Origin of the sequence: Streptomyces flavotricini (genome assembly GCF_020639365.1) — a bacterium.
Lineage (GTDB): Bacteria > Actinomycetota > Actinomycetes > Streptomycetales > Streptomycetaceae > Streptomyces > Streptomyces flavotricini.
In genome coordinates this window covers 3562316-3584787 of record NZ_JAINUL010000001.1, presented here as the reverse complement: position 1 = coordinate 3584787, position 22472 = coordinate 3562316, and the positions used below count along the sequence as shown (strand labels likewise).

Below are 22472 nucleotides of genomic sequence, written 5' to 3'. Positions count from 1 at the left end.
GACCGATCGGTCCGACCCGCGCTCTTCGGGAGCGCCGGAGAAGGAACGGGACAAATCCGTGCAGCATGACCAGCTTCAGGGTGACGGCGACCTCATGACCGGGGAAGGCCCGCAGACCACGGGCCGCCGCCGTCCCAAGCGCCGCAGGCTTCTGATCAGCGGAGCCCTGGCGTTCACACTCGCCGCCGGGGGCGGCGCCGCAGCGTACAAGTACGGGCTCTTCTCGGACATAGGGGATCCGGTCTCCTTCGGGAAGGTCCAGGAGTCGGCGGCGGCGGCCGAGCAGATCCGGCCGGGGGTGAGCATGCCGACCGGGCCGAAGGCCTCGTTCGTCCGGACCTACCGGATGCCCGACGGCACGCAGATCGGCCGCACGACCCTGACCGGCGCGAAGTCCGGTTTCACGGGCGACGTGTGGGTGTGGGTCCCCAAGCAGTACGACGACCCGCAGTACGCCAAGAGCGCCTTCCCGGTCCTGATCTCCCTGCCCGGCGGCAGGGGCTACCCCACGAACTACTGGGGCACGGGCCCCGGCCTCGGGCTGGAGAAGGCCGTGAGCGACGGGGCGAAGGCGGGCACCAGCCTGCCCTTCATCCTGATCATGCCGGTGCACAACGCGGACACCAAGCACCACTTCGACGCCTCCGACATCCCCGGCGAGCCCAAGATGGGCACCTGGATGGCCGAGGACATCCCGGATTTCACGAGGGCCAATTTCCGCACCTTCACCTCCCGTGACGGCTGGGCCTTCATGGGCTCCTCCGCGGGCGGATTCGGCGCGTTCAAGCACGTCCTGAAGTACCCCGACCGCTTCAAGGCGGCCATCGCGAGCGGGGTCGACATCGTCCCCGATTCCCCGCTGTGGAAGGGGAACACGCAGGCCATGGACGAGAACAACCCCGAGAAGCTCGCCGAGAAGCTGATCAAGGAAGGTGGTCCGGACGTCTACATCAACTTCCAGATCGGCACCAAGGAGACCGGCCGCGAGAAGGCCGAGAAGTTCATGAAGGACTACGGGAAGGGACCCGTGCACACCACGCTCCAGGTGATCCAGGATGGTGAGCACAATGGGAAGTCGTACGTCCGCGGTATGAGGGAGGGCGCTCTGGAGTGGATCAGCAAGGTCATGCTGGCACCGACGCCCGACCCCGCCGTGCGATGAAAGCATTCGTCCGGGGCGCCCTCGCCGCTGCCGCCGCCACCGTGGCGGCGGCCCTGGCCGTCGGCTTCGTCAAGGCGACGGACGAGGACCTGAACGCCGTGCACGCCTTCCCCGGTGTCGGCGTGCTCATGGCGAACGGCGAGCACTGGTGCACGGCGAGCGTCGTCGACAGCCCGAAGGGCACCGTCGTCGCGACCGCCGCGCACTGCGTGGCCCCCGCCGGCGAGGGCGGCGAGCCCGGAGCGCTCGCGCACGACGGCATGGCCATCGGCGAGCTCTCCTTCGCACCCGCCTTCACCGGAGAGGGCGGGGGACGCCAGCCGCTGGGCGTGTGGAAGGTCCGCGCGGTCCACGTGGACGAGCGGTGGACCAAATGGGGCGAGGACACCGCCGATTTCGCCTTCCTCAGCATCGCGCCGGACGAGGACGGCCGCACCGTGCAGCAGGCGGTCGGCGGCGCCGACGAGGCCCCGAAGCCGGACTGGACCTCCGGGTACGAACGCGAGGTCACGGTCGTGGGCTACCCCGAGTCGGACCGCAACCCGCAGAACAAGCCGGTCTCCTGCACCACCCAGACCAGTCACGACCAGGAGGACCCGGCGATGCTCTACATCGGCTGCGCGGGCTTCTGGTCGGGCACCAGCGGCAGCCCGTGGATCGCCGACCGCGGCGGTCCGGGGAACCCGGGACGGCTGATCGGGGTGCTCAGCGGCGGGGACACGGACGTGGACTCCACGGCCGCCCTGTTCGACGAGAAGGCGAAGGCGCTGTACGAGCGGGCCGCGCGGGACTGAGGCCCGGGGCGGCTCCGGCCACTGCCCGCCTCCGCGCACGGCCCTTCCCGCTCACCGCCTGCGTTCCGTGCTGACGATCACGCACACCGCCACCACGACGATCGCGCCGCCGACCAGGATCGGCACGGTCAGGGCCTCGTCGAGGATCAGCGCCCCCAGCGCGACGGCGACGACCGGATTGACGTACGCGTAGGTGGCCACCAGCGACAGCGGCGCCGCCTGCAGCAGCCACACGTACGCCGTGAAGGCGATCAGCGAGCCGAAGACGACGAGGTAGCCCAGCGCCAGCCAGGAGGCGGTGGAGAACGCGCCCCAGTCCAGCGAGCGGTGCTCGCCGCGCAGCAGGCCGACGGCGATGCCGCCCGCCCCGCCCGCGAGCATCTGGTACCCACTGCCCGCGAACGGGTTGTCCGGCAGCGAGAGCTTCGACGCGGAGAACGAGCCGAGCGACCACAGCACGGCCGCCACGATCACCAGCACCACCCCGGAGAGCCGCACCTCGCCGCTGATGCCCGGGACGGTCAGCACCGCGAGCCCGCCGAAGCCCAGCAGCACGCCGCCGAGGGTCCGCAGCGGCGGCCGGTCCCCGGTGGCGCTGCGCAGCACCACCAGCCACATCGGCACGGCGGCGATCAGCAGCGCGGCGAGGCCCGACGGCACCGAGGTCTCGGCGAGGACGACGAGTCCGTTGCCGCCGAGCACCAGCAGCAGGCCCACCAGCACCGCGGAGCCCGCCTGCGTACGGGTGGCCCGGAGCGCGCCCGGCCCGTACCGCCAGGCGACGAGGCAGAGCAGCAGCAGGCCGGCCGTGATGAAGCGGGCTCCGGCGGAGAGGAAGGGCGGCATGGTCCGGACGACCACGCGGATGGCGAGGTACGTGGAACCCCAGACGACGTAGACGAGGGCGAGCGCGGTCCAGACGGCCCCGCCGACCCCGCGGGGTGCGGATCGGGGCGCCGGCCCGCTCCCGGCGGTCTCCGAGGTGTGCATGACGGGATCCTAGGTTCGTCGGGGCGTCCACGCTCCCCGGGTTTCCCCCCCGGTGCCGGCGTCTCAGCCCTTGAGCAGGGCGTTCAGCTCGCCGTAGGGGAGGCCCCCGTCGAGCGCGGTGTACGTACCGCCGGCGAGCAGCTCCTCGGCGGCGCGGCGGACCACGTCGTACGCGGCCGACGCGACTCCGGACCCGAGGCTGACGCGGGCGACGCCGAGGGCGCCGAGCTCGGCGACGGCCGGGGCGCCGGGGCCGACGAGGAGGTTGAGCGGGGCGTCGATGCCCTTGACCAGCTCGGTGACGGTGGCCACGTCGTTCACGCCGGGGACGAAGATGCCGGAGGCGCCCGCGCGCAGGCACGCGGCGGCGCGGGCGAGCGTCTCGTCGAGGCGCTCGTCCTCCTCGCCGAGGCCGAAGAGGAACGTGTCGATGCGGGCGTTGATGAACAGCGGCACGCCGGCGGTGTCGGCGGCGGCCCGGGCGGCGGCCACCCGCTCCGCGTGGTCGGCGGGGGCCCGGGTGCCGTCCTCGATGTTGATGCCGACCGCGCCGGCCTCGATGACCCCGGTGACGGTCTCGCCGACCCCGGCGGGGTCGGCGCCGAAGCCGCCCTCGATGTCGGCGGTGACCGGGACGGAGACGGCCGCGGCCACCCGGGCGATGAGGTCGAGGGCGCGGTCCCGGCTCAGGGCGTCCCCGTCGGGCGTGCCGAGGGACCAGGCGACCCCGGCGCTGGTGGTGGCGACGGCGGGGGCGCCGGCGGCCTCGACGAGCCGGGCGCTGAGGACGTCCCAGGCATTGGCCAGGGCCAGCGGCGCGGCGGGGGCGTGCAGTGCGGCGAAACGGCGGGCGAGATCAACGGTGGTGGTCATCGGCCCAGTTCATCAGAGCATGCCCGACTCGGGCTGGCGATTTTCCGACGCGTACCCGGATCGCGGCGGCGGCACGGCCTACACGGGACCGGACTTGAGGCCCGCCCCGCACAGGGGGAGGACCGCCGTACGGCCCTGGAGGGGGTCGGCGGGGGCCAGCGGGCCGACCGCGGCCCAGCACGCCGCCGCCGTCGGCTCCACGAAGAGGCCGCGCCGGGCGAGGTCCTGCCGGGCCGCGCGCAGGGCCGTGTCCGGGACGGTCAGGAAGGTGCCGCCGGACGCGCGGACCGCCGCCAGGATCTGGCGGGCCCGCGGCGGGGCCGCGATCGCGATCCCCTCGGCCAGGGTGGGCCGCCGGTCCACCGGATCGGCGTCCTGCGCGCCCGCGGCGAAGGCCGCGGCCAGCGGGGACACCGCCTCCGCCTGGACCGCGATCAGGGCCGGCGGCTTCACCCCGCGCCGGGCCAGCTCCCCCACCGCCAGCGCGGCCCCCAGCAGCAGGGTGCCGTTGCCGACGGGGACGACGAGGGTTTCGGGGAGCCGGCCGCCGAGCTCCTCCCACACCTCGTACACGTACGTCTTCGTCCCGTGCAGGAAGTACGGGTTGAAGACGTGGCTCGCGTAGAAGACCCCGGGGAGGTCGGCGGCCTCCCGGGCCGCCACCGCCGCGGCCTCCCGGTCCCCCGGCACGACGCGGACCGCCGCCCCGTGCGCCCGCATCTGCTCCGTCTTCTTCTCCGAGGTGCCCTCGGGCACGAAAACTTCACATCGCAGCCCGGCCCGCGCGCAGTACGCCGCCACGGCCGTCCCCGCGTTCCCGCTGCTGTCCGCGACCACCCGCTCCGGAGCCAGCCGCCGGGCCACTTCCGCGAGCATCACGGCGCCCCGGTCCTTGAACGACAGGGTCGGCATCAGGAAGTCCAGCTTGGCGTGAATGCGCTCCGCGAGCGGGACCAGCGGAGTGTTCCCCTCCGACAGCGTCACGGAGAACGCCCCCGGCAGGGGCAGCGCGGAGCCGAAGCGCCAGAGCGAGTTGGGCCCGGCGGCCGGTTCGAGCGGACTGGCCGGATCCGGGGTGAAGTCGAGATCCCACGGCCCGCCGCACAGCGGGCAGCACCAGGGGGCCGTCCGGGCGTCGGCGCGCGTGGCGTCTTCGGGGCAGACGTAGCCGGGGAGTGCGTGCGTCATGTGCGGAGCGCCTTTGCTCGTTCATGGCCGTTGTATGGCACGGATGTTAAGCGTTCGTTGTCCTCTTGTGGGATTGCGAGAGGGTGCGTCAACCTTTCGGCAGCGGCAGCCGGCAGAACACGGGTGTCATTGTCATGGGCATGCCCATCATTGCGCCCGCTGCCCCGGATGCCGCTCTTCATGTCACCGACGAGGAGGACCCCCCACATGTCCGTGATGCGTCACACCCGCCGGAAGATCGCCGGCCTCAGCGCGATCGCCGTCGCCGCCCTCGCGCTGGGCGCGGCCGGCGCGTTACCCGCTTCCGCCGCCGATGCCGGTACCCAGGGCGTCATCGAGAACGCCGGAGCCCCCGGCGCGGTCGCCGAGAGCTACATCGTGACCCTGAAGGACTCGGCCGCCCGGTCCACCGCCGACAGCGGAAAGGCCGTCGCCCGCCGGTACGGCGCCACGATCGGCCGTACGTACAGCGCCGCCCTCAACGGATACTCCGTCACGGTCTCCGAGGCCCAGGCCAGGAAGCTCGCCGCCGACCCGGCGGTCAAGTCCGTCGTGCAGAACCGCACGTTCACCGTCGACGACGCCCAGGGCACCCAGCCCAGCCCGCCGTCGTGGGGCCTGGACCGCATCGACCAGCACCCGCTCCCGCTCGACAACGGCTACACCTACCCGGACAAGGCCGGCGAGGGCGTCACCGCGTACATCATCGACACCGGCGTCCGCATCAGTCACACCGAGTTCGGCGGGCGCGCCTCCTACGGCTTCGACGCCATCGACAACGACAACACCGCCCAGGACGGCCACGGCCACGGCACGCACGTCGCCGGCACCGTCGCGGGCAACTCGTACGGCGTGGCCAAGAAGGCCAAGATCGTCGGCGTCCGCGTCCTCGACAACAACGGCTCCGGTACGACGGAACAGGTCGTCGCCGGCATCGACTGGGTGACCCAGCACGCCGTCAAGCCGGCCGTGGCGAACATGTCGCTCGGCGGCGGCGCCGACTCCGCGCTCGACACCGCCGTCCGCAACTCCATAGCCTCCGGCATCACGTACGGCGTCGCCGCGGGCAACGAGTCCACGGACGCGAGCAGCAAGTCCCCGGCGCGCGTGGCCGAGGCCATCACGGTCGGTGCCACCACCAGCACCGACGCGAAGGCCAGCTACTCCAACTACGGCTCCATCCTTGACATCTTCGCCCCCGGCTCCTCGATCACCTCCTCGTGGGGCACCGGCGACACCGCCACCAACACCATCTCGGGCACCTCGATGGCCACGCCGCACGTCGTGGGCGCGGCGGCGCTGTACCTCTCCCAGAACCCGGCGAGCACCCCGGCGCAGGTCCGCGACGGCCTGGTGGCGGCGGCCACGCCGAACGTGGTGACCGGTCCCGGTTCCGGCTCCCCGAACCGCCTGCTGTACGTGGGCGGCGGCACCACCCCGCCGAACCCGGGCAAGCGCTTCGAGAACACCGCCGACTACGCGGTCAACGACAACGCGACCGTCGAATCGCCGGTCACCGTCAGCGGGGTCGCGGGCAACGCCCCGGCGGCGCTCAGCGTCTCGGTCGACATCAAGCACACGTACATCGGTGACCTGAAGGTCGACCTGGTCGCCCCTGACGGCTCGGTCTACAACCTGCACAACCGCAGCGGCGGCAGCGCGGACAACATCGTCAAGACGTACACCGTCAACGCCTCTTCCGAGGTCGCCAACGGGGTGTGGAAGCTCCGCGTGAACGACAACGCCAACGTCGACACCGGGAAGATCGACTCCTGGGCGCTGCAGTTCTGAGGCACATGTGAGGCGCGTGTGACGCACGGAAACCGCGGGGGCGACCGTTACGACGGTCGCCCCCGCTGCGTACTATTTCGCGCATTCGTTCGTGCACCTCCCGTGATGGAGCCCTCGCCCCGTGAGCACCCCGCCGCCGCCCTACTGGCTCCCTCCGCCCGCGCAGCAGGCCTCCGCGGAGCCGGTGCTGAACGGCTTCGCGCTCGCGTCGCTGCTGGTCGGGCTGTTGTGCCTGCCGCCGCTCGGCGTCGTCTTCGCCGTCGTGGCGCTCGTCCAGATCGCCCGGAAGGGGGAGCGGGGCAGGGCGCTCGCGATCACGGGACTGGTGGTGTCGCTCGCGATGACCGCGGCCCTGGTCCTCGTCGCGGACCGGGTGGGCGAGCGGCTCTTCGGCCGGCTCGACACGGTCGAGCAGTACGAGGACGTCGAGGGCGAGTTGACCGCCATGGACGAGATGCGCCGGGGCGAGTGCTTCAACGTCCCCGGCGGGGACCTGCTCGCCGAGCGCCCGTTCATCTACAAGACCGCGTGCACCGAGCCGCACGAGGGGGAGGTCACCTCCTCGACCCGGCTCGCGGGCGGCGCCTTCCCCGGCACGCCCGAGCTGCGGCGGACCGCCGTGGACGCGTGCTGGAAGGCGCAGGACGCGTACGCGATGGACACCTGGGCGCTGCCCCCGTACGCGGAGATGTTCTACTTCGTGCCCACGCCCGAGTCCTGGAGCGGCGGCGACCGTCGGCTCCTCTGCGTCATCGGCACGGCGGAGCAGGAGCACCGCGGCAGCCTCCGCAAGGACGCCACGATGCTGACGCCGGAGCAGGTGTCCTTCCTGCGCGTGATGAACGAGGCCGACCTGGCGCTGGGCGGCCAGCCGGAGGAGGAGATCGACGAGGCGCTCCCGCGGTACCGGGAGTGGGCCGTCGCGGTGGACCGCGCGTTGGGCGTGGAGGCGGGGCTGCTGGACGGGGTGCGGGAGCGGCCGGAGCTGGCCGGGCCGGCCGGAGCGCAGCTCAAGGGGGTCGAGGCGGCGCGCGCGGGGTGGCAGCGGGCGGCGCGGGCGACGAAGCCGGCGGAGTTCCAGACGGCGTGGGACGAGGCCTCGGCCGCGCAGTCCGTGGAGACGGAGAAGGTGCTGCGCGGGGCGTACGGGCTTTCGATGACGGTGCCGGAATGGCTGGCGGGGGAGTCCGACGGCTCGGACGGCGACCCTGAGGACTCGGCCGTCGAGGATAGCGCGCCGTAACGCGGGGTAACCGGTTTCAGTGACCTGGCTTCATCACTTCGGGTGAAACTCTGGCCTTCGCTTGCGATGTACAACCGTCGGTTGCCAGGGTGTAGCTGTCTGTCAAGCTGATGGGAGTGGCCAGTGACTTTCGGTGAGCAGCCGGCCTATCTGCGCGTCGCCGGGGATCTGCGACGGAAGATCGTCGATGGGTCCCTGCCCCCGCACGCCCGGCTCCCCTCGCAAGCCCGGATCCGCGAGGAGTACGGGGTCTCCGACACCGTGGCGCTGGAGGCGCGCAAGGTCCTCATGGCGGAGGGGCTGGTCGAGGGCCGTTCCGGGTCGGGTACGTACGTGCGGGAGCAGCCCGTGCCCAGGCGGGTCGCCCGCTCCGGATACCGCACGGGCGGGCCGTCGACGCCGTTCCGGCAGGAGCAGGCCGAGGCGGGTGCGCGCGGCACGTGGGAGTCCGGCAGTGAGCAGGCGGCCGCGCCGGCGGATATCGCCAAACGGCTCGGCATCGAGCCGGGGGAGCGGGTGATGCGGACGCGGTACGTGTTCCGCGACGCGGGCGAGGCGATGATGCTGTCGACCTCGTGGGAGCCGCTCGCGGTCACCGGCCGGACCCCGGTGATGCTGCCGGAGGAGGGGCCGCTCGGCGGTTCGGGGGTCGTGGACCGGATGGCCGCCATCGACGTGGTCGTGGACAACGTGGTGGAGGAGGTCGGGGCGAGGCCGGGCCTGGCGGAGGAGAACATGCTGCTGGGCGGGGTCCCGGGCCATGTGGTCCTGGTGATCGGCCGTACGTACTTCGCGTCCGGGCTGGCGGTCGAGACCGCCGACGTGGTCGTCCCGGCGGACCGCTACCGCCTCTCGTACCACCTGCCGGTCCGCTAGGTCGTTTCCCGGCCGGCCACCGTCGCGAGCGGCGTTCCCCGGGTGGGGCACCCCCGGGGAACGCCGCCGTGTGACGGGGCGTCATGGACCCGGCGGATTTCGGCGCGATGGTGATCGCCCCCGCCGCGCCGGTCCTCGCCTTCTTCGAGGCGTGCGCCCCGCGCGCCGAAGTCCGCCCGCGCTCGCGCGCCCTCCCCGCGGCCGGACTCGCCCGCGTCCCGTGCCCGTTGACCGTGCGGTTCGCCGCGAGGTGCGCCCGGTGGGAACCGGCGCGCACGGCGCTCTCGTACGCATGGCCGGATGCGTACGCCGTGAGGTATCTCTTCGTAAAAAACCGTATCCGCTCCGTAAAGGTCGGGCGTACGCTCGGGCATATGCGCAATGCGGTTTCCCGGGCAGGTACATCGGCGGAGGGTGAAACGCGATGAACGACAGCGATGCCCTGCTCCCATGGCTGGTCATACGTCAGGACGACAACGGCAACCGCTACCGGGTGGGCCGCTACCCCACCCGGTCCGAGGCCCAGAAGGTCGTCGACAGCCTCGAAGACAGGGGCCACAAGCAGCTGTACTGGGTCGAGCGGATCGGTCAGACCGCCACGACGAACTGAGCGTCCGCGCGGTGGCATAGGCTCCGCCCCATGACGGTACGAGTGGTCGTGGGCGGAGCCCTTTGTCATGAGGGCCGCCTGCTGGCCGCCCGCCGCAGCGCACCCCCCGAGCTGGCCGGACGCTGGGAGCTGCCCGGCGGCAAGGCCGAGCCCGGCGAGTCCGTGCCCGAGGCCCTCGTACGCGAACTGCGCGAGGAGCTCGGCGTGGAGACCGAGCCGCTGGAGCGGATCCCGGGAGAGTGGCCGCTCGGGCCCGGGCTCGTCCTGCACGTGTGGTCCGCGCGGCTGCTGTCCGGGGAGCCCGCGCCGCTGGAGGACCACGACGAGCTGCGCTGGCTCGGGCCGGACGAGCTGGACTCCGTGGACTGGCTCGACCAGGACCGGCCGGCCGTCGCCGAAGCCGGCCGCCGGCTGCGCGACGGGCGCAACGGGCGCGACGAGCGCCGTGAACGGCACACCAGGTCGCACGGGGGCGCGTGACGCGCGTGCGCTGGGCCGTCTGCGCCACAGTGCGCCGGTGCGTGAAGGATCGGGTGGTACGACGCCTCGAATATCGGGTATGTCGCTATTAGTCCCTATCGTGTACTGCCTCTCGTGGCTCTGTCCCTGCGGAATCGGACTGGGGCCGTTGCCGGCCCGGGAAGTGATCGGCGTGATCGACACAGACGGTGAATGCGCCGAGTGGGCCTTCCCCGCAGAGCCCGGCGCCGTCCGCACCGCCCGTCACGCCGTGCGCGGCACGCTGAGCTCCTGGGGCCTCGACTCCGTCGGCGATGTCACCGTCCTGCTGGTCAGCGAGTTGGTCACCAATTCACTGCGGTACGCCTCCGGCCCCATCGGGGTCCGGCTGGTGCGGCAGAATTCGGCCAGCGGAAGTCCGGTGGGAGGTGCCGCGCTGCTGGTGGAGGTTTCCGATCCGCTTCCGGATCCGCCCCGCGAACGGGCGGCGACGCCGGACGACGAGGGCGGCAGGGGGCTTCATCTGGTCGCCGTCTCGGCGCAGCGCTGGGGAACCCGCCACGGGAAATCGGGCAAGACCGTGTGGTTCGAGTTGGCACTTCCTGGTGAGTAACAAGGTGACGGATGGCCGACGATCACAGGGCATGGCTCGAAATAGTCGGGACCTTTTTGTGATCGTGAACGCCGTGCCGTGCGGGGCCGTGGTGCTGAATACTTCGGTCATGGCCGGTCCGGTTGCGGTGAGCTGGAGGGGACGGTCGCGTGAGCGAGATACCTGCGCAGGCACATCAGGCCCGTGTGCCCGGGGAGACATGGCACGACTCCCTGTGGCACAGCAGCCCGCCTGGCTCGATATATGACTACATAAAGGTCGCGTCCTTTTCCATCGGACCCGACGGGCTCGTCGACCAGTGGAGCCTGCGCGCCGAGGAGCTGTTCGGGCTGACCGCCGGGCAGGCCGTGGGCCGGGACCCGGTGGACGCCTTCATGCCGCCGGAGCTGCGCGCCGACGGCCACCGCAGAATGGCCGAGATCCTCGACGGCAAGGAATGGACCGGCCTCGTCCCCTTCCGCATTCCCGGCGGGGACGGCGCGCACGGCGTGGCCGAGATCTACGTGATGCCCACCCAGACCGAGACCGCCGAACGGGCCGCGCTGTGCGTCGTCGTCGACGTACGCGCGCTGCGCCGCATCGAATCCGATCTTGCAGCTTCGCAGGCCATATTCGGCCAATCTCCTTTCGGCTTCCTGCTCTTCGGTACGGACCTCACCGTGCAGCGCGCCAACCGCGGTTTCGCGACCGTGTTCGGCGGTGCCGTCGAGGAGCACCGAGGGCGCACCGTCCACGACTACCTCCCGGCCCAGGAGGCCGACCGGATGGCCGAGGCCCTGCGGCGGGTCCTGGAGACCGGAGACTCCGTCACCGACCTCCGGATCACCGGCGCCGCCCCGGGCAGCCGGGACCACCGCCACTGGTCCATCAACCTCTACCGCGTCCACGGCGGCACCGGCCGCCCCATCGGCGTCGCCGGCCTGGGCACCGACGTCACCCGCCGCCACCTCGCCGCGCGCGAGGCCGCCGGGGTCCGGCGCAATCTCGCCCTGCTCAACGAGGCCGGACACCGCATCGGGAACTCCCTCGATCTGGAGACCACCGCCCGCGAACTGCTGGACGTGACCGTTCCGGGCTTCTGCGACCTCGCCGCCGTCGACCTCTACCAGGGGCTGTTGCTCGGCGACGACGACAGGCCCGCGCGGCCGCACGGGCCCGGCGTGCCCCCGCTGCCGCACGGGCGCGGTCCCGAACGGGCCCCCTCCCCGCCGCTGCGGCGGGTCGCCTTCGCCTCGGCCGTCTCGGACGGTCCGCTGTCCGACCCGGGCGCGGCCGTCTCCGTGGGGGAGGTGCACCGCTATCCGGCGGCCTCGCCGGGGGCGCTGGCCCTGCGGACCGCGCGGCCCCGGCTGATCGAGGGCGGCGGAGCGGACGACCTCGTCCAGTCGACGCTCGTCGTGCCGATGGTCGCGCACGACACGGTGGTCGGGCTCGCCCAGTTCTCCCGTACGAAGGGCAGCGAGCCCTTCGGGGAACGGGACCGGGCGGTGGCCGTCGAGCTCGCCGCGCGTGCCGCCGTCTGCATCGACAACGCGCGCCTCTACCGGCGCGAGCACGAGCGGGCGCTGATCCTCCAGCGCAGCCTGCTGCCGCCCGGGGACCCCGAGGCGGCCGGCCTGGACATCGCCTGCCGGTACCTGCCCGGGAACGCGGCCACCGAGGTCGGCGGGGACTGGTTCGACGTCATCGAGCTGCCGGGGCACCGCACGGCGCTCGTCGTCGGCGACGTGATGGGCCGGGGGCTGCGGGCCGCCGTCGCGATGGGCGAACTGCGCACCGCCGTACGGACCCTGGCGCTGCTGGACCTGGAACCGGCGGAGGTGCTGACCGCGCTGGACGAGATCGCCCGCGGGCTCGGCGCACCCGGCGGCGCCCAGCAGGCCTCCCGGGCGGCCCTGCACTCGCGGGACGCCGACCGCTCGGAGGTGTACCTCGCGACCTGCGTGTACGCCGTCTACGACCCGGTGACCCGGCGCTGCACCATCGCCAACGCCGGGCACATGCCGCCGGTCCTGGTGGAGCCGGCGGAACCGGGCGCCCCGCCGCGGCCCGCGCTGCTGCTGGAGGTGCCGCCCGGGATGCCGCTCGGGGTGGGCGGGGAGCCGTTCGAGGAGGTGGAGGTCGACCTCCCCGAGGGCGCCCTGCTGGCCCTCTACACGGACGGGCTGGTCGAATCCCGCGACCACCCGCTGGAGGAGGGGCTGCGCGGACTGCGGGACGCGCTCGCCGACCCGGTGCGGCCGCTGGAGGACGTCTGCGACCACGTGCTGAACACGCTGAACACCCGGCACGGCGAGGACGACATCGCGCTGCTGATGGCACGGGTGCAGGGGCTGCCGATCGACGCCGTCGGCGACTGGCAGCTGCCGCGTGAGGCCCGCTCGGTGGGCCGGGCGCGGGAGCTGGCACGGGCGAAGCTCCCGGCGTGGGGGCTGGAGGGGCTGCTCGACACCACCGAACTGCTGGTCAGCGAGCTGGTGACGAACGCACTGCGGTACGGCGAGGGCGAGATCCGGCTGCGCCTGCTGCTCGACCGCACCCTGGTCTGCGAGGTCTGGGACGGCAATCTGGTGCAGCCGCGCCGCCGCCGCGCCCGGGACACCGACGAGGGCGGGCGCGGCCTCCAGCTGGTCGGCATGCTGTCGGCGGGCTGGGGCACGCGGCGGACCCACCGGGGGAAGACGGTGTGGTTCGAACTCCCGCTGCCGGGCGGCGGGTCGGAGCCGGTGACGGAGCTGTCGGCGGAGCAGCTGCTGAGCATGTACGGCTGAGCGCCGCCGGGCGGGGCCGGGGGAGCAGAGCCCCCGCGGACCCCGCCCGGCGGTTTCGTCACGCGGCCCCGCGGGATTTGAGCGCCGCCAGCCGGGCCTCGATCTCCGAGGACGTGCCCAGGTCGTCCAGGGCCTCGAACTGGGCGTCCAGGGACGAGGCCGCCAGCTCCTGCTTGCCGAGCGCCCGGGCCTCCTCCCGCCGGACCTTGTCCTCGAAGCGGGCGATGTCGCTCGTCGGGTCCATGACGTCGATGTTCTTCACCGCGTCCATCATCGTGTTCTGCGCCTGCGCGGTCTTGGCGCGGGCCACCAGCTCGTCGCGCTTCGCCGTCAGCTCCGTCAGCTTGTTCTTCATCGAGTCCAGCCCGGACTTGAGCTTGTCCACGACCTCCGTCTGGGCGGCGATCGTCGGCTCCGCCGTCTTCGCCTCCTTCTCCGACCGGAGCTGGCGGCCCAGCGCGACCTTCGCCAGGGTGTCGAACCTGTCCGCGTCCGCCACGGCCCCCGCCGCCCGCAGCTCGTCCGCCTTCCGGCTCGCCGCCAGCGCCTTGCCGCCCCACTCCGCGGCCGCCTCCACGTCCTCCTCGTGATCCGCCTCCAGCATCCGCAGGTTGCCGATCGTCGTGGCGACCGCCTCCTGCGCCTCCGCGATGTTGTTCGTGTAGTCGCGGATCAGCTGGTCCAGCATCTTCTGCGGGTCCTCCGCCTGGTCCAGCAGCGCGTTGATGTTGGCCCTCGCGAGCTGGGTGACGCGGCCGAGGATGCTCTGCTTGCTCATCGGTGCCCTTTCCACGGGGTGGGGAAGAGTGGGTCAGAAACGGCCGCCGCCGCCCATGCGGCCACGGGTGCCCCCGCCGCCGAACGAGCCCGGGCCGGGCCCCCCGCCGCCGAAGCCGCCGCCCCCGAAGCCCCCACCGAAGCCTCCGCCCCCGCCCCGGCCCCGGCCGCCGCCCAGGATCTCGCCCAGGATGATCCCGCCGAGGACCGCGCCGCCCATGCCCCCGCTCCGGCGCTGCCCGCCGTACGGGTTCTCGTACGCCCGTACGTCCTGCTCCGCCAGCTCCTGCGCCTGCCGCGCCAGCCCGTCCGCCCGCTGCGCCTCCGCCAGCGCGCCCGCCGGGTCCGAGCCCGCCAGCGCCTGCGACCGCTCCAGCCGCCGCCGCGCCTCCGCCAGCCGGGTCCGGGCCTGGCTGCCGACCGCGCCCCGGCTCGTGGTGACGTAGTCCGTCGCCGCCCCGATCGCGCTGCGCGCCGAGAGCATCGCCTGGTCCAGCAGGGCGGCCGCCCGCTGCCGGCCCGTCTCCCGCTCCCGCGCCCCGGCCAGCGCCTCGTCCAGGACGGCGTCGGCCTCCTCCACCCGGCGCAGGGCGTCGATCGGGTCGTACCGGCCGGCCGCCTGCTCCCGGCGTACGTCGGCCAGGACCGCCTCCGCCCGGCCGATCCGGCCGCGCAGGTCCGCCGTCGAGGCCCCTTCCGCGGTGCCGGTCAGCAGGCCGCGCGCATCGGCGAGATCGGTGTCCGTCTCCGTGATCGCCCCGGGCAGCTTCCCGGCCGCCTCCGCCAGCTCCTGCGCCCGCCGCTCCACCGCGTCGACCAGCGTGGCCGCCTGGTCCACCGCGCCCTCGGCGGCCCGTACGTGCACGGCCGCCTTCCCGTTGTCGCCGCCGTCGATCGCCGCCCGCGCCTCGCCGAGGCTGGTCGTCGCGAACAGCAGCCGGTCCTTGGCCTGTTCGGCGTTGGAGGCCACCGGCGCGGCCGCCGAGTCCGCGTAGCGCCCGGTCAGCGCGGTCAGCGTCGCCTCGGCCGTCGTCGTACGGCCCGTCAGCGCACGGAAGTGCGCCTCCACCGTGGCGAGCGCCTGCGGGGCGTTCTTCTCCAGGTCCCGCAGCCGGTCGAAGTCGGCCGACTCGGCGTCGAGGCGCCGGTTCGCCTCGGTGCAGCGGGCCACGATCTCGTCCAGCATCCGCCGCCGCGTCGGATCGTCCTCCGGGTACGCGTCGTCGAGCTGCTGGCGCAGCCGGAACGCGGCCGTCAGCTCGCTCTGGGCGAAGGCCACGGCCGCGGTGAAGGTGCCCACCGCCTCGTCTCCGAACTGGGCGGAGGCGAAGCCGAGCTCCTCGTCGCTGGTGCGGATCGCGTCGTCGGTCTCCACCAGCAGGGCCTTGGCCTTGGCGTCGAGTTCGGGCAGCGGGAGCGCGGTCGTGGTCGAGGGCTGCCCGCCCCAGCCCGTCGTACCGGAGCCGCCGCCCCGGCCGCCCTTGCGCTTGCGGCGGCTGTACGCGTACGCCCCGAGGGCCCCCGCCGCGCCGACGACCACCACCGGGAGCACGTAGTCCCCGGCCCCGCCGCCCTCGTCCGCGCCGCCGCCGGGGTTCGCGACGCCGGGGGTGACGGCCGGCACCGGTACGGGCTTCCCGTCGAGCACGGCCCCGTACCCTTCGGCGGCGCCGATCGCGGCCCCCGCCCAGTCGTTCTGCCGCAGCGCGGGCTCGATGGCGGTGCGGGCGACGTCCGCGAGCTGGGCCTGCGTGAAACCGGAGTCGACATCGGCCGAATAGGCGTACTGGCGGGCCCCGGTCGCCACCGCCAGCAGTACGTCGTCCTGACCGAGGCCGTTCTTCTGCGCGGTGGCGTCCGCCCAGCTCTGCGCGGAACGCCCGGAGAAATCGTGCACGTACGTCACGAAGAGCTGGATCCGGTGGCCGGCGTACAGCCGCTCCAGCGCTGCGGTGACGGCGGCCGTCCGGTCGCCGAGGGCGCCCACGCGGTCGGTGATCTGCCCCTGCTGCGACAGCGTGACGGGATCCTCGGCCCGGGCGGCCGGCGCCCCGGCCGGCCCCCAGCCGCCGAGCCCCAGCAGCGCGGCGGCCAGGACGAGCCCGGCCCGTACGGATATCCCGGCAGTGGTGCGTCGCTTCGACCTGCTCCTGGGCGGCATCACATTTGGGAGGGTATGGGCGCTTCAGGCCCCTCGCACCCGGAGCACCGCCGCGGTCGGCGACCGCTACGGCAGGTCGTACGCCGCCAGCGCCGGAGCGGAGAGCACGAGCCGGTCGCCGATCAGCAGGGTGTCCCCGCCGCCGAGCCCCGGGTGCTCCCACTGGCGGAGCGGTCTGCCCGATGCCGGATCCAGCACCGCCACGAACGGCCCCAGCTCCCGGCCCAGCAGCCCGCGCCGGCCGCCCCGGGCGGCCTTCACGTACAGCCCGCCCGGCCGCAGGCCCAGCAGTTCGAGCGAGCTCCCCGCCTCCTCGTCCCGGGCTCCCCTCCCCTCGTTCCGGGCCACCGTCCGCCGCCAGCGCACCGCCCCGGTGCGCGCGTCGAGCGCGAGCACCAGGTCCCCGTGGAACTGCCGGTGCGCCGCCACGTACACCGTGTCGCGCTCGACCAGCGGCCGCGCCATCCGCAGCCCGGGGGCGAACCGCCACCGCAGGCGTCCGGTGTCGCGGTCCAGGGCGTACAGGCGCGTGCCGTCCACCAGGTGCACCGGTTGCGCGCCGGGCGTCGGCCCGACGGGCTCCGAACCCCGGACGTGTCCCCACAGCTGCCGTCCGTCCGACGGGTCCAGTGCCCGGAACCACGCGTCGTCCGCCAGGACCAGGCAGCCGCCCACCGCCTGCAGGGACCGGACCCCCGGCAGCGTGTGCTCCCACGCCACCCCGCCCGTCGTCGCCCGCAGCGCGGTCAGGCCGTTCGCCGCCCGGTGCACCAGCACCGGCCCGGCGCCGCACAGCACACCCGCGCCCTGTTCCGGCAGGTCCCGCCACCAGCGCACCCGCCCGTCGCGCTGCTCCCGCGCCACCAGCCGTACGCCCGCCCCGCCTTCCCGCCGTACGGCGACGTACACCGTCGCGGCATCCGCCACGCAGGACACCCGCAGCCGCCCGGTCCCCGGCAGCGGCGGCGCGATCGCACCCTCGTCGGCGTACGCCGTCCAGCGCGGCGCACCCACGTCGGCCCGTACGCAGCCCACTTCGGCCCCCGACCGCCGCACCAGGCCGTCCCCGGCGCAGTGCAGGGCGTCCGGGCGGCCGCCCTGCTGCCACCGCCGCCCGTCCGCGTCGGGCGGCCGCGGGGCGGGGACCCGCTCGCCGAGCGTGGTCAGCGCGGGCGGCGGCGGGCTCCCCGTACCGGCCGCCACCTCCGGCAGCCAGGGCGTACCCGCCGCGGCCACGCAGTCCCGGGCGATCCGGGCCAGCGCACGGGCCCGGTCCGCCGGTTCGGGCAGGGCGCGGGCCTGCTCCGCGCGCTCCCGGGCCCGCGCCGGCTCCGGCGCGGGCCGGGTGGCCGCGGCCACCCGGTCCCTGGCCGCCGCGAGCGCGGCCAGGGCGTGGTCGGCCTTCTCGTCGCCGGCCGTCTCGGGGCGGCCGCGCAACAGGGCGCCGGCCCGCGTGCGCAGCCGCTCGGCCTGGACGCGGCCGCCGTCGCCCTCCTGGTGGTCCGCCTCCTCGCGCAGCCAGGCGGCCCGCTCCTCCAGCACCTCGGGGAGCGCGGCCTCGGCCTGCTGCAGGGCCCGCGCCCCGCCCGCCCGGTCCCCGGCCGCGGCCAGGTCCTGGGCCACCTGGCACAGCGCCAGCAGGCGGGCCCCGGCGGAGCCGATCCGCTCGCTCAGGCGCAGGGCCGTCTCCAGGTCCCGCGGGGCGACGGCGAGCACCGTGTCGTACGTGGCCGCCGCCCGCTGTCCCGGGTCCTGGATCCGGGACAGCCTGCCCTCGGCCTCCTCGGGCAGCGCCGCCACGAGGGCCGCCTCGATCCGGGCGCGGAGCCCGCCGGGCGCCGGGCGTCCGCCGAGGTGGTGGCCGGCGATCTGGGAGGCCTGCTCGGGGGCCACCTTGATCAGTTCCTCCGCCAGCGCGCGCAGCGGAGCTTCCCGCCGGGGGCCGAAGACCGTGAACAGCGCCTGCTGCGCGTCGGTCAGCAGCCGCCGGGCCCGCGCCGGGGCGTGCGGGGCGGTGGTCCGGGCCAGCGCCGTCAGCAGCCGGGCCACGCCGGCCCCGTCGCCCCGGCCGTCGGTCCACGCCGCGCTCTCCGCTTCGGCGAGCAGCGAGGCCGCGAGTTCCGCGTCGAAGCGGGCCGCGGCATCGGCGGCGACGGCCAGCACCTCGACGCGGGCGTCGCCGGTACCCGGCCGCCCGCGCAGCTCCTCCTGCGCCTGTGCCAGCAGCTCCCGTACGAACTCCCGCACCCCGGAAGCCACGCCCGAGGCCGGGTCGGGGCCGGGATCCGCCCCGGCGGCCGGCCCGGAAGCCGGCTCCACTCCCCCCGACCCGTCCGCCATCCCGGAATCCGCCCCGGAATCCGCCCCGGCCCCCGATCCCGGCGGCCGGTCGCCGGACCCGCGCTCCGGCCCCGCCGCCCGCCCGGCCCCGGCCCCGTCCTCGGCCGCTTCCTCGGTGGTCTCCGCACCCGGTGGCCGCCCGCCGGCCGCCGGTTCCCCCGCCCGCGCGGCCGGGCCGGGACCCGGCTCCGGCCGGGGCTCCACTGGGCCGTACCCCGTCGCGCCCCCGTTCCCGCCCGCGCGGAGGCTGCGCAGGGCCTTGCCCACCGCCTCCGCCGACTCCGGCCGGTCCGCCGGTTCCTTCGCCAGCAGGGCCAGCACCAGCCGGTCCAGCTCCACCGGAACCGGCGTCCCCGCCTCGCGCAGCGGGAGCGGCGCCTCGGCGACGTGCCGGTGCATCAGCACGTACGGCGACTCGGCCTGCCCGAACGGCGGTGCCCCGCTCACCAGCGCGTACAGCACGCACCCCAGCGCGTACAGATCGCACCGCGCGCCCACCCGCTCGCCCCGCCACTGTTCCGGCGCCATGTACGCGGGGGTGCCGATGATCCGCCCCGTCACCGTCCAGCCGGCGGTCGCTTCCGCGGAGTGCGCGATCCCGAAGTCGCATATCTTGATCCGCGAACCCGGCAGCAGGAACAGGTTGCCGGGCTTCAAGTCCCGGTGGACCACGGCCTGTCCGTGCGCGACGGCCAGCGCCTCCGCCGTCTGCGCGGCCAGGTCCACCGCGAGGTCCACGGCGAGCCCGCCGTCCCGCGCCAGCACCGTGGACAGGTCCTCGCCGGAGAGGAGCTCCATCACGATGAACAGCCGGCCGTCCTGCTGTCCCACGTCGTGCACCACGGTGATCCCGGGGTGCTGGAGCCGCGCCCCGATCGTGGCCTCGCGTCTGAACCGCGCGACCACCTCGTCGTTCGTGGCCGCCTCCAGCAGCACCTTGACCGCCACGGACCGGTCCAGCACCAGGTCGTGCCCGCGCCACACCTCGCCCATGCCGCCCTGGCCGAGCCGCCGCTCCAGCCGGTACCGGCCGGCCAGTTCATCCCCCACCCGCACCGCAGAGCCCCCTGACATCACGTCATACGACGTTTTCCCAGGGGGCATTGTGTCCTGCCCAGTGAACGGCCGGGGGTGCTACAGATCGGCACGCCTGCGGATCTTGTTGCCCAGCCACACCAGCGGGTCGTAGGTGCGGTCCACCGCCCGCTCCTTCAGCGGGATCAGCGCGTTGTCGGTGATCTTGATGCCTTCCGGGCAGACCTCCGTACAGCACTTGGTGATGTTGCAGTAGCCGAGCCCGTGCTCCTCCTGGGCCGTGCGCTTGCGGTCCAGGCCAGCCTCCTGCGCCGCGTCCAGGGGGTGCATGTCCAGCTCCGCCACCCGCATCAGGAAACGGGGACCGGCGAAGGCGGTCTTGTTCTCCTCGTGGTCGCGCACCACGTGGCAGGTGTCCTGGCACAGGAAGCACTCGATGCACTTCCGGAACTCCTGCGAGCGGTCCACGTCCACCTGCTGCATCCGGTACGCCCCCGGAGCCACCCCTTGCGGCGGCACGAAGGCCGGGACCTCGCGCGCCTTCTCGTAGTTGAACGACACGTCCGTCACCAGGTCCCGGACCACCGGGAAGGCGCGCAGCGGCGTGACCGTGATCGTCTCGGACCGTTCGAAGGTGGACATGCGGGTCATGCACATCAGCCGCGGCCGGCCGTTGATCTCGGCGCTGCACGAGCCGCACTTGCCCGCCTTGCAGTTCCAGCGCACCGCGAGGTCCGAGGCCTGCGTGGCCTGCAGCCGGTGGACGATGTCCAGGACCACCTCGCCGTCGTGCACCTCGACGGTGAAGTCCCTGAGCGATCCGCCCTCCGCGTCGCCCCGCCAGATCCGGAAGCTCGCGTCGTACGTACTCATTCGTACAGCTCCTCTTCGGCGAGGTACTTGGCCAGCTCTTCCTTCTCGAAGAGCGCGAGCAGGTCGGGGCGGACGGGTTCGGTACGGGTGCGGACGAGGACGATCCGGTCGGCCGCGGGGTCCTCGGGCGCCGGCTCCACCGGACGGCACAGCAGGTTCACCGGGCGCCAGGCGCGCTCCATCGACGGGCAGTCCTCCCGGGTGTGCCCGCCGCGGCTCTCGGTGCGCTCCAGGGCCGCGCGGGCCACGCACTCGCTGACCAGCAGCATGTTCCGCAGGTCCAGGGCGAGGTGCCAGCCGGGGTTGAACTGCCGGTGCCCCTCGACCCCGGCCCGGGCCGCCCGTACGCGCAGACCCGCCAGCTTCTCCAGGGCCTCGGCCATCTCGCCCTCGCGGCGGATGATCCCGACCAGGTCGTTCATGGTCGTCTGGAGCTCCTGGTGGAGCGTGTACGGGTTCTCCGCGCCATCGGCGGCGTGGAACGGGGCCAGCGCCTCCGTCGCCGCCGCGTCGATCTCCGCCTGGGAGACCGCGGGCAGCGCTCCGGCGAGGCCGTCGGCGTACTCGGCGGCGTGCAGCCCGGCCCGCCGGCCGAAGACCAGCAGGTCGGACAGGGAGTTCCCGCCCAGCCGGTTCGAGCCGTGCATGCCGCCCGCGACCTCACCTGCCGCGAACAGGCCGGGGACCCCGACGGCCGCGGCGGTGTCGGAGTCCACCGCGATCCCGCCCATCACGTAGTGGCAGGTCGGGCCGACCTCCATCGGCTCGGCGGTGATGTCCACGTCCGCCAGCTCCTTGAACTGGTGGTACATGGAGGGCAGCCGACGTTTGATCCGCTCGGCCGGCATCCGGGTGGACACGTCGAGGAACACCCCGCCGTGCGGGGAGCCGCGGCCGGCCTTGACCTCGGAGTTGATGGCCCGGGCCACCTCGTCGCGGGGCAGCAGCTCGGGCGGGCGCCGGTTGTGGTCGGGGTCCTCGTACCAGCGGTCGCCCTCCTCCTCGGACTCCGCGTACTTCTCCTTGAAGACGTCCGGGACGTAGTCGAACATGAACCGCTCGCCCTCACTGTTGCGCAGCACCCCGCCGTCGCCGCGCACCGACTCGGTGACGAGGATGCCCTTGACCGAGGGCGGCCAGACCATGCCGGTCGGGTGGAACTGCACGAACTCCATGTTCAGCAGGGGCGCCCCGGCGAGCAGGGCCAGCGCGTGTCCGTCGCCGGTGTACTCCCAGGAGTTGGAGGTGGTCTTGAAGGACTTGCCGATCCCGCCCGTGGCCAGGACCACCGCCGGGGCCTCCAGGACGAAGAACCGGCCGGACTCGCGCTCGTAGCAGAAGGCCCCCGAGACCCTCTCCCCGCCGCTCGTGCCCCGATCCTTCAGGACCCTGGTGACCGTGCACTCCTGGAAGACCTTGAGCCGGGCCTCGTAGTCCCCGCACTCCTTGAAGTCCTCCTGCTGGAGCTGGACGATCTTCTGCTGGAGGGTGCGGATCAGTTCCAGGCCGGTCCGGTCGCCCACGTGCGCGAGGCGCGGGTACTCGTGGCCGCCGAAGTTGCGCTGGGAGATCCTCCCGTCCGGCGTCCGGTCGAAGAGCGCGCCCCAGGTCTCGAGCTCCCAGACCCGGTCCGGAGCCTCCTTCGCGTGGAGTTCCGCCATCCGCCACTGGTTGAGGAACTTGCCCCCGCGCATGGTGTCGCGGAAGTGCACCTGCCAGCTGTCGCCCTCGTTGACGTTGCCCATGGAGGCGGCGATCCCGCCCTCCGCCATCACCGTATGGGCCTTGCCGAAGAGGGACTTGCAGATCACGGCCGTGCGCTTGCCGCGCTCGCGGGCCTCGATCGCGGCCCGCAGCCCGGCGCCGCCCGCGCCGACCACGACCACGTCCCACTGCTGCCGGTCGACTTGAGCCAT

17 protein-coding genes are annotated in these 22472 nt (G+C 73.7%); 9 read left to right on the top strand and 8 right to left on the bottom strand.

Features of this window, described 5'->3' with window-relative positions; translation table 11 throughout:
- Positions 1–58 precede the first annotated feature (58 nt).
- Entirely contained in the window at positions 59–1162 is a 1104-nt protein-coding gene (locus tag K7B10_RS15945) for an alpha/beta hydrolase (RefSeq protein WP_229336675.1), read from the top strand.
- Complete coding sequence (locus K7B10_RS15940; protein WP_229336674.1) at positions 1159–1956, top strand: trypsin-like serine peptidase; 798 nt, start codon at positions 1159–1161, stop codon at positions 1954–1956. Before K7B10_RS15945 ends, K7B10_RS15940 begins: the two co-directional genes overlap by 4 nt.
- Positions 1957–2007: 51 nt before the next feature.
- Here the strand turns inward: K7B10_RS15940 and K7B10_RS15935 are convergent, their stop codons facing one another.
- From K7B10_RS15935 to K7B10_RS15925, 3 genes are all read right to left on the bottom strand, one after another.
- The gene (locus K7B10_RS15935; protein ID WP_229336673.1) at positions 2008–2946 is read right to left on the bottom strand and encodes an EamA family transporter; all 939 of its coding nucleotides are present in this window, start codon (positions 2944–2946) and stop codon (positions 2008–2010) included.
- A gap of 63 nt (positions 2947–3009) precedes the next feature.
- Positions 3010–3819: an isocitrate lyase/PEP mutase family protein gene (locus K7B10_RS15930; protein WP_229336672.1), complete on the bottom strand. Its 810-nt coding sequence runs from the start codon at positions 3817–3819 to the stop codon at positions 3010–3012.
- A gap of 78 nt (positions 3820–3897) precedes the next feature.
- Positions 3898–5007: a threonine synthase gene (locus tag K7B10_RS15925; RefSeq protein ID WP_229336671.1), complete on the bottom strand. Its 1110-nt coding sequence runs from the start codon at positions 5005–5007 to the stop codon at positions 3898–3900.
- A 207-nt stretch (positions 5008–5214) separates the two neighbouring features.
- On the opposite strand from K7B10_RS15925, the gene K7B10_RS15920 reads away from it, so the two are divergent.
- The 7 genes from K7B10_RS15920 (at position 5215) to K7B10_RS15890 (ending at position 13370) form a co-directional block, all read left to right on the top strand.
- Entirely contained in the window at positions 5215–6798 is a 1584-nt protein-coding gene (locus tag K7B10_RS15920) for a S8 family peptidase (RefSeq protein ID WP_229336670.1), read from the top strand.
- Positions 6799–6919: 121 nt separating this feature from the next.
- Positions 6920–8041 (top strand): DUF4190 domain-containing protein, encoded by a 1122-nt coding sequence (locus K7B10_RS15915; protein WP_229336669.1) that lies wholly within the window; start codon positions 6920–6922, stop codon positions 8039–8041.
- A gap of 123 nt (positions 8042–8164) precedes the next feature.
- Positions 8165–8917: a GntR family transcriptional regulator gene (locus K7B10_RS15910; RefSeq protein WP_229336668.1), complete on the top strand. Its 753-nt coding sequence runs from the start codon at positions 8165–8167 to the stop codon at positions 8915–8917.
- Between the two features lie 424 nt (positions 8918–9341).
- Complete coding sequence (locus K7B10_RS15905) at positions 9342–9527, top strand: SPOR domain-containing protein (protein WP_229336667.1); 186 nt, start codon at positions 9342–9344, stop codon at positions 9525–9527.
- A gap of 30 nt (positions 9528–9557) precedes the next feature.
- Positions 9558–10007: a (deoxy)nucleoside triphosphate pyrophosphohydrolase gene (locus tag K7B10_RS15900; protein ID WP_229336666.1), complete on the top strand. Its 450-nt coding sequence runs from the start codon at positions 9558–9560 to the stop codon at positions 10005–10007.
- Between the two features lie 163 nt (positions 10008–10170).
- Positions 10171–10599, top strand: a complete 429-nt coding sequence (locus K7B10_RS15895; RefSeq protein WP_229345109.1) for an ATP-binding protein — start codon at positions 10171–10173, stop codon at positions 10597–10599.
- A gap of 212 nt (positions 10600–10811) precedes the next feature.
- On the top strand, positions 10812–13370 hold the full coding sequence (locus tag K7B10_RS15890) for a SpoIIE family protein phosphatase (RefSeq protein WP_229345107.1): 2559 nt from the start codon (positions 10812–10814) through the stop codon (positions 13368–13370).
- 58 nt (positions 13371–13428) lie between these two features.
- Here K7B10_RS15890 and K7B10_RS15885 read toward each other — a convergent pair whose 3' ends face one another.
- The 5 genes from K7B10_RS15885 to K7B10_RS15865 form a co-directional block, all read right to left on the bottom strand.
- Positions 13429–14148: a PspA/IM30 family protein gene (locus K7B10_RS15885; RefSeq protein WP_229336665.1), complete on the bottom strand. Its 720-nt coding sequence runs from the start codon at positions 14146–14148 to the stop codon at positions 13429–13431.
- A gap of 33 nt (positions 14149–14181) precedes the next feature.
- Positions 14182–16308: a TPM domain-containing protein gene (locus tag K7B10_RS15880; RefSeq protein ID WP_229336664.1), complete on the bottom strand. Its 2127-nt coding sequence runs from the start codon at positions 16306–16308 to the stop codon at positions 14182–14184.
- Positions 16309–16374: 66 nt separating this feature from the next.
- A complete protein-coding gene (locus tag K7B10_RS15875; protein WP_229336663.1) occupies positions 16375–19704 on the bottom strand; it encodes a serine/threonine-protein kinase in 3330 nt (1109 codons plus the stop codon).
- Between the two features lie 78 nt (positions 19705–19782).
- Complete coding sequence (locus K7B10_RS15870; protein ID WP_229336662.1) at positions 19783–20556, bottom strand: succinate dehydrogenase/fumarate reductase iron-sulfur subunit; 774 nt, start codon at positions 20554–20556, stop codon at positions 19783–19785.
- Entirely contained in the window at positions 20553–22472 is a 1920-nt protein-coding gene (locus K7B10_RS15865) for a fumarate reductase/succinate dehydrogenase flavoprotein subunit (protein WP_229336661.1), read from the bottom strand. Before K7B10_RS15865 ends, K7B10_RS15870 begins: the two co-directional genes overlap by 4 nt.

What these genes read in the sequence shown, in the direction of transcription:
- K7B10_RS15870 (WP_229336662.1), bottom strand. Translation starts at nt 20,556, where the DNA reads ATGAGTACGTACGACGCGAGCTTCCGGATCTGGCGGGGCGACGCGGAG.
- K7B10_RS15905 (WP_229336667.1), top strand. Translation starts at nt 9,342, where the DNA reads ATGAACGACAGCGATGCCCTGCTCCCATGGCTGGTCATACGTCAGGAC.
- K7B10_RS15880 (WP_229336664.1), bottom strand. Translation starts at nt 16,308, where the DNA reads ATGCCGCCCAGGAGCAGGTCGAAGCGACGCACCACTGCCGGGATATCC.
- K7B10_RS15930 (WP_229336672.1), bottom strand. Translation starts at nt 3,819, where the DNA reads ATGACCACCACCGTTGATCTCGCCCGCCGTTTCGCCGCACTGCACGCC.
- K7B10_RS15935 (WP_229336673.1), bottom strand. Translation starts at nt 2,946, where the DNA reads ATGCACACCTCGGAGACCGCCGGGAGCGGGCCGGCGCCCCGATCCGCA.
- K7B10_RS15900 (WP_229336666.1), top strand. Translation starts at nt 9,558, where the DNA reads ATGACGGTACGAGTGGTCGTGGGCGGAGCCCTTTGTCATGAGGGCCGC.
- K7B10_RS15925 (WP_229336671.1), bottom strand. Translation starts at nt 5,007, where the DNA reads ATGACGCACGCACTCCCCGGCTACGTCTGCCCCGAAGACGCCACGCGC.
- K7B10_RS15940 (WP_229336674.1), top strand. Translation starts at nt 1,159, where the DNA reads ATGAAAGCATTCGTCCGGGGCGCCCTCGCCGCTGCCGCCGCCACCGTG.
- K7B10_RS15885 (WP_229336665.1), bottom strand. Translation starts at nt 14,148, where the DNA reads ATGAGCAAGCAGAGCATCCTCGGCCGCGTCACCCAGCTCGCGAGGGCC.
- K7B10_RS15865 (WP_229336661.1), bottom strand. Translation starts at nt 22,472, where the DNA reads ATGGCTCAAGTCGACCGGCAGCAGTGGGACGTGGTCGTGGTCGGCGCG.
- K7B10_RS15920 (WP_229336670.1), top strand. Translation starts at nt 5,215, where the DNA reads ATGTCCGTGATGCGTCACACCCGCCGGAAGATCGCCGGCCTCAGCGCG.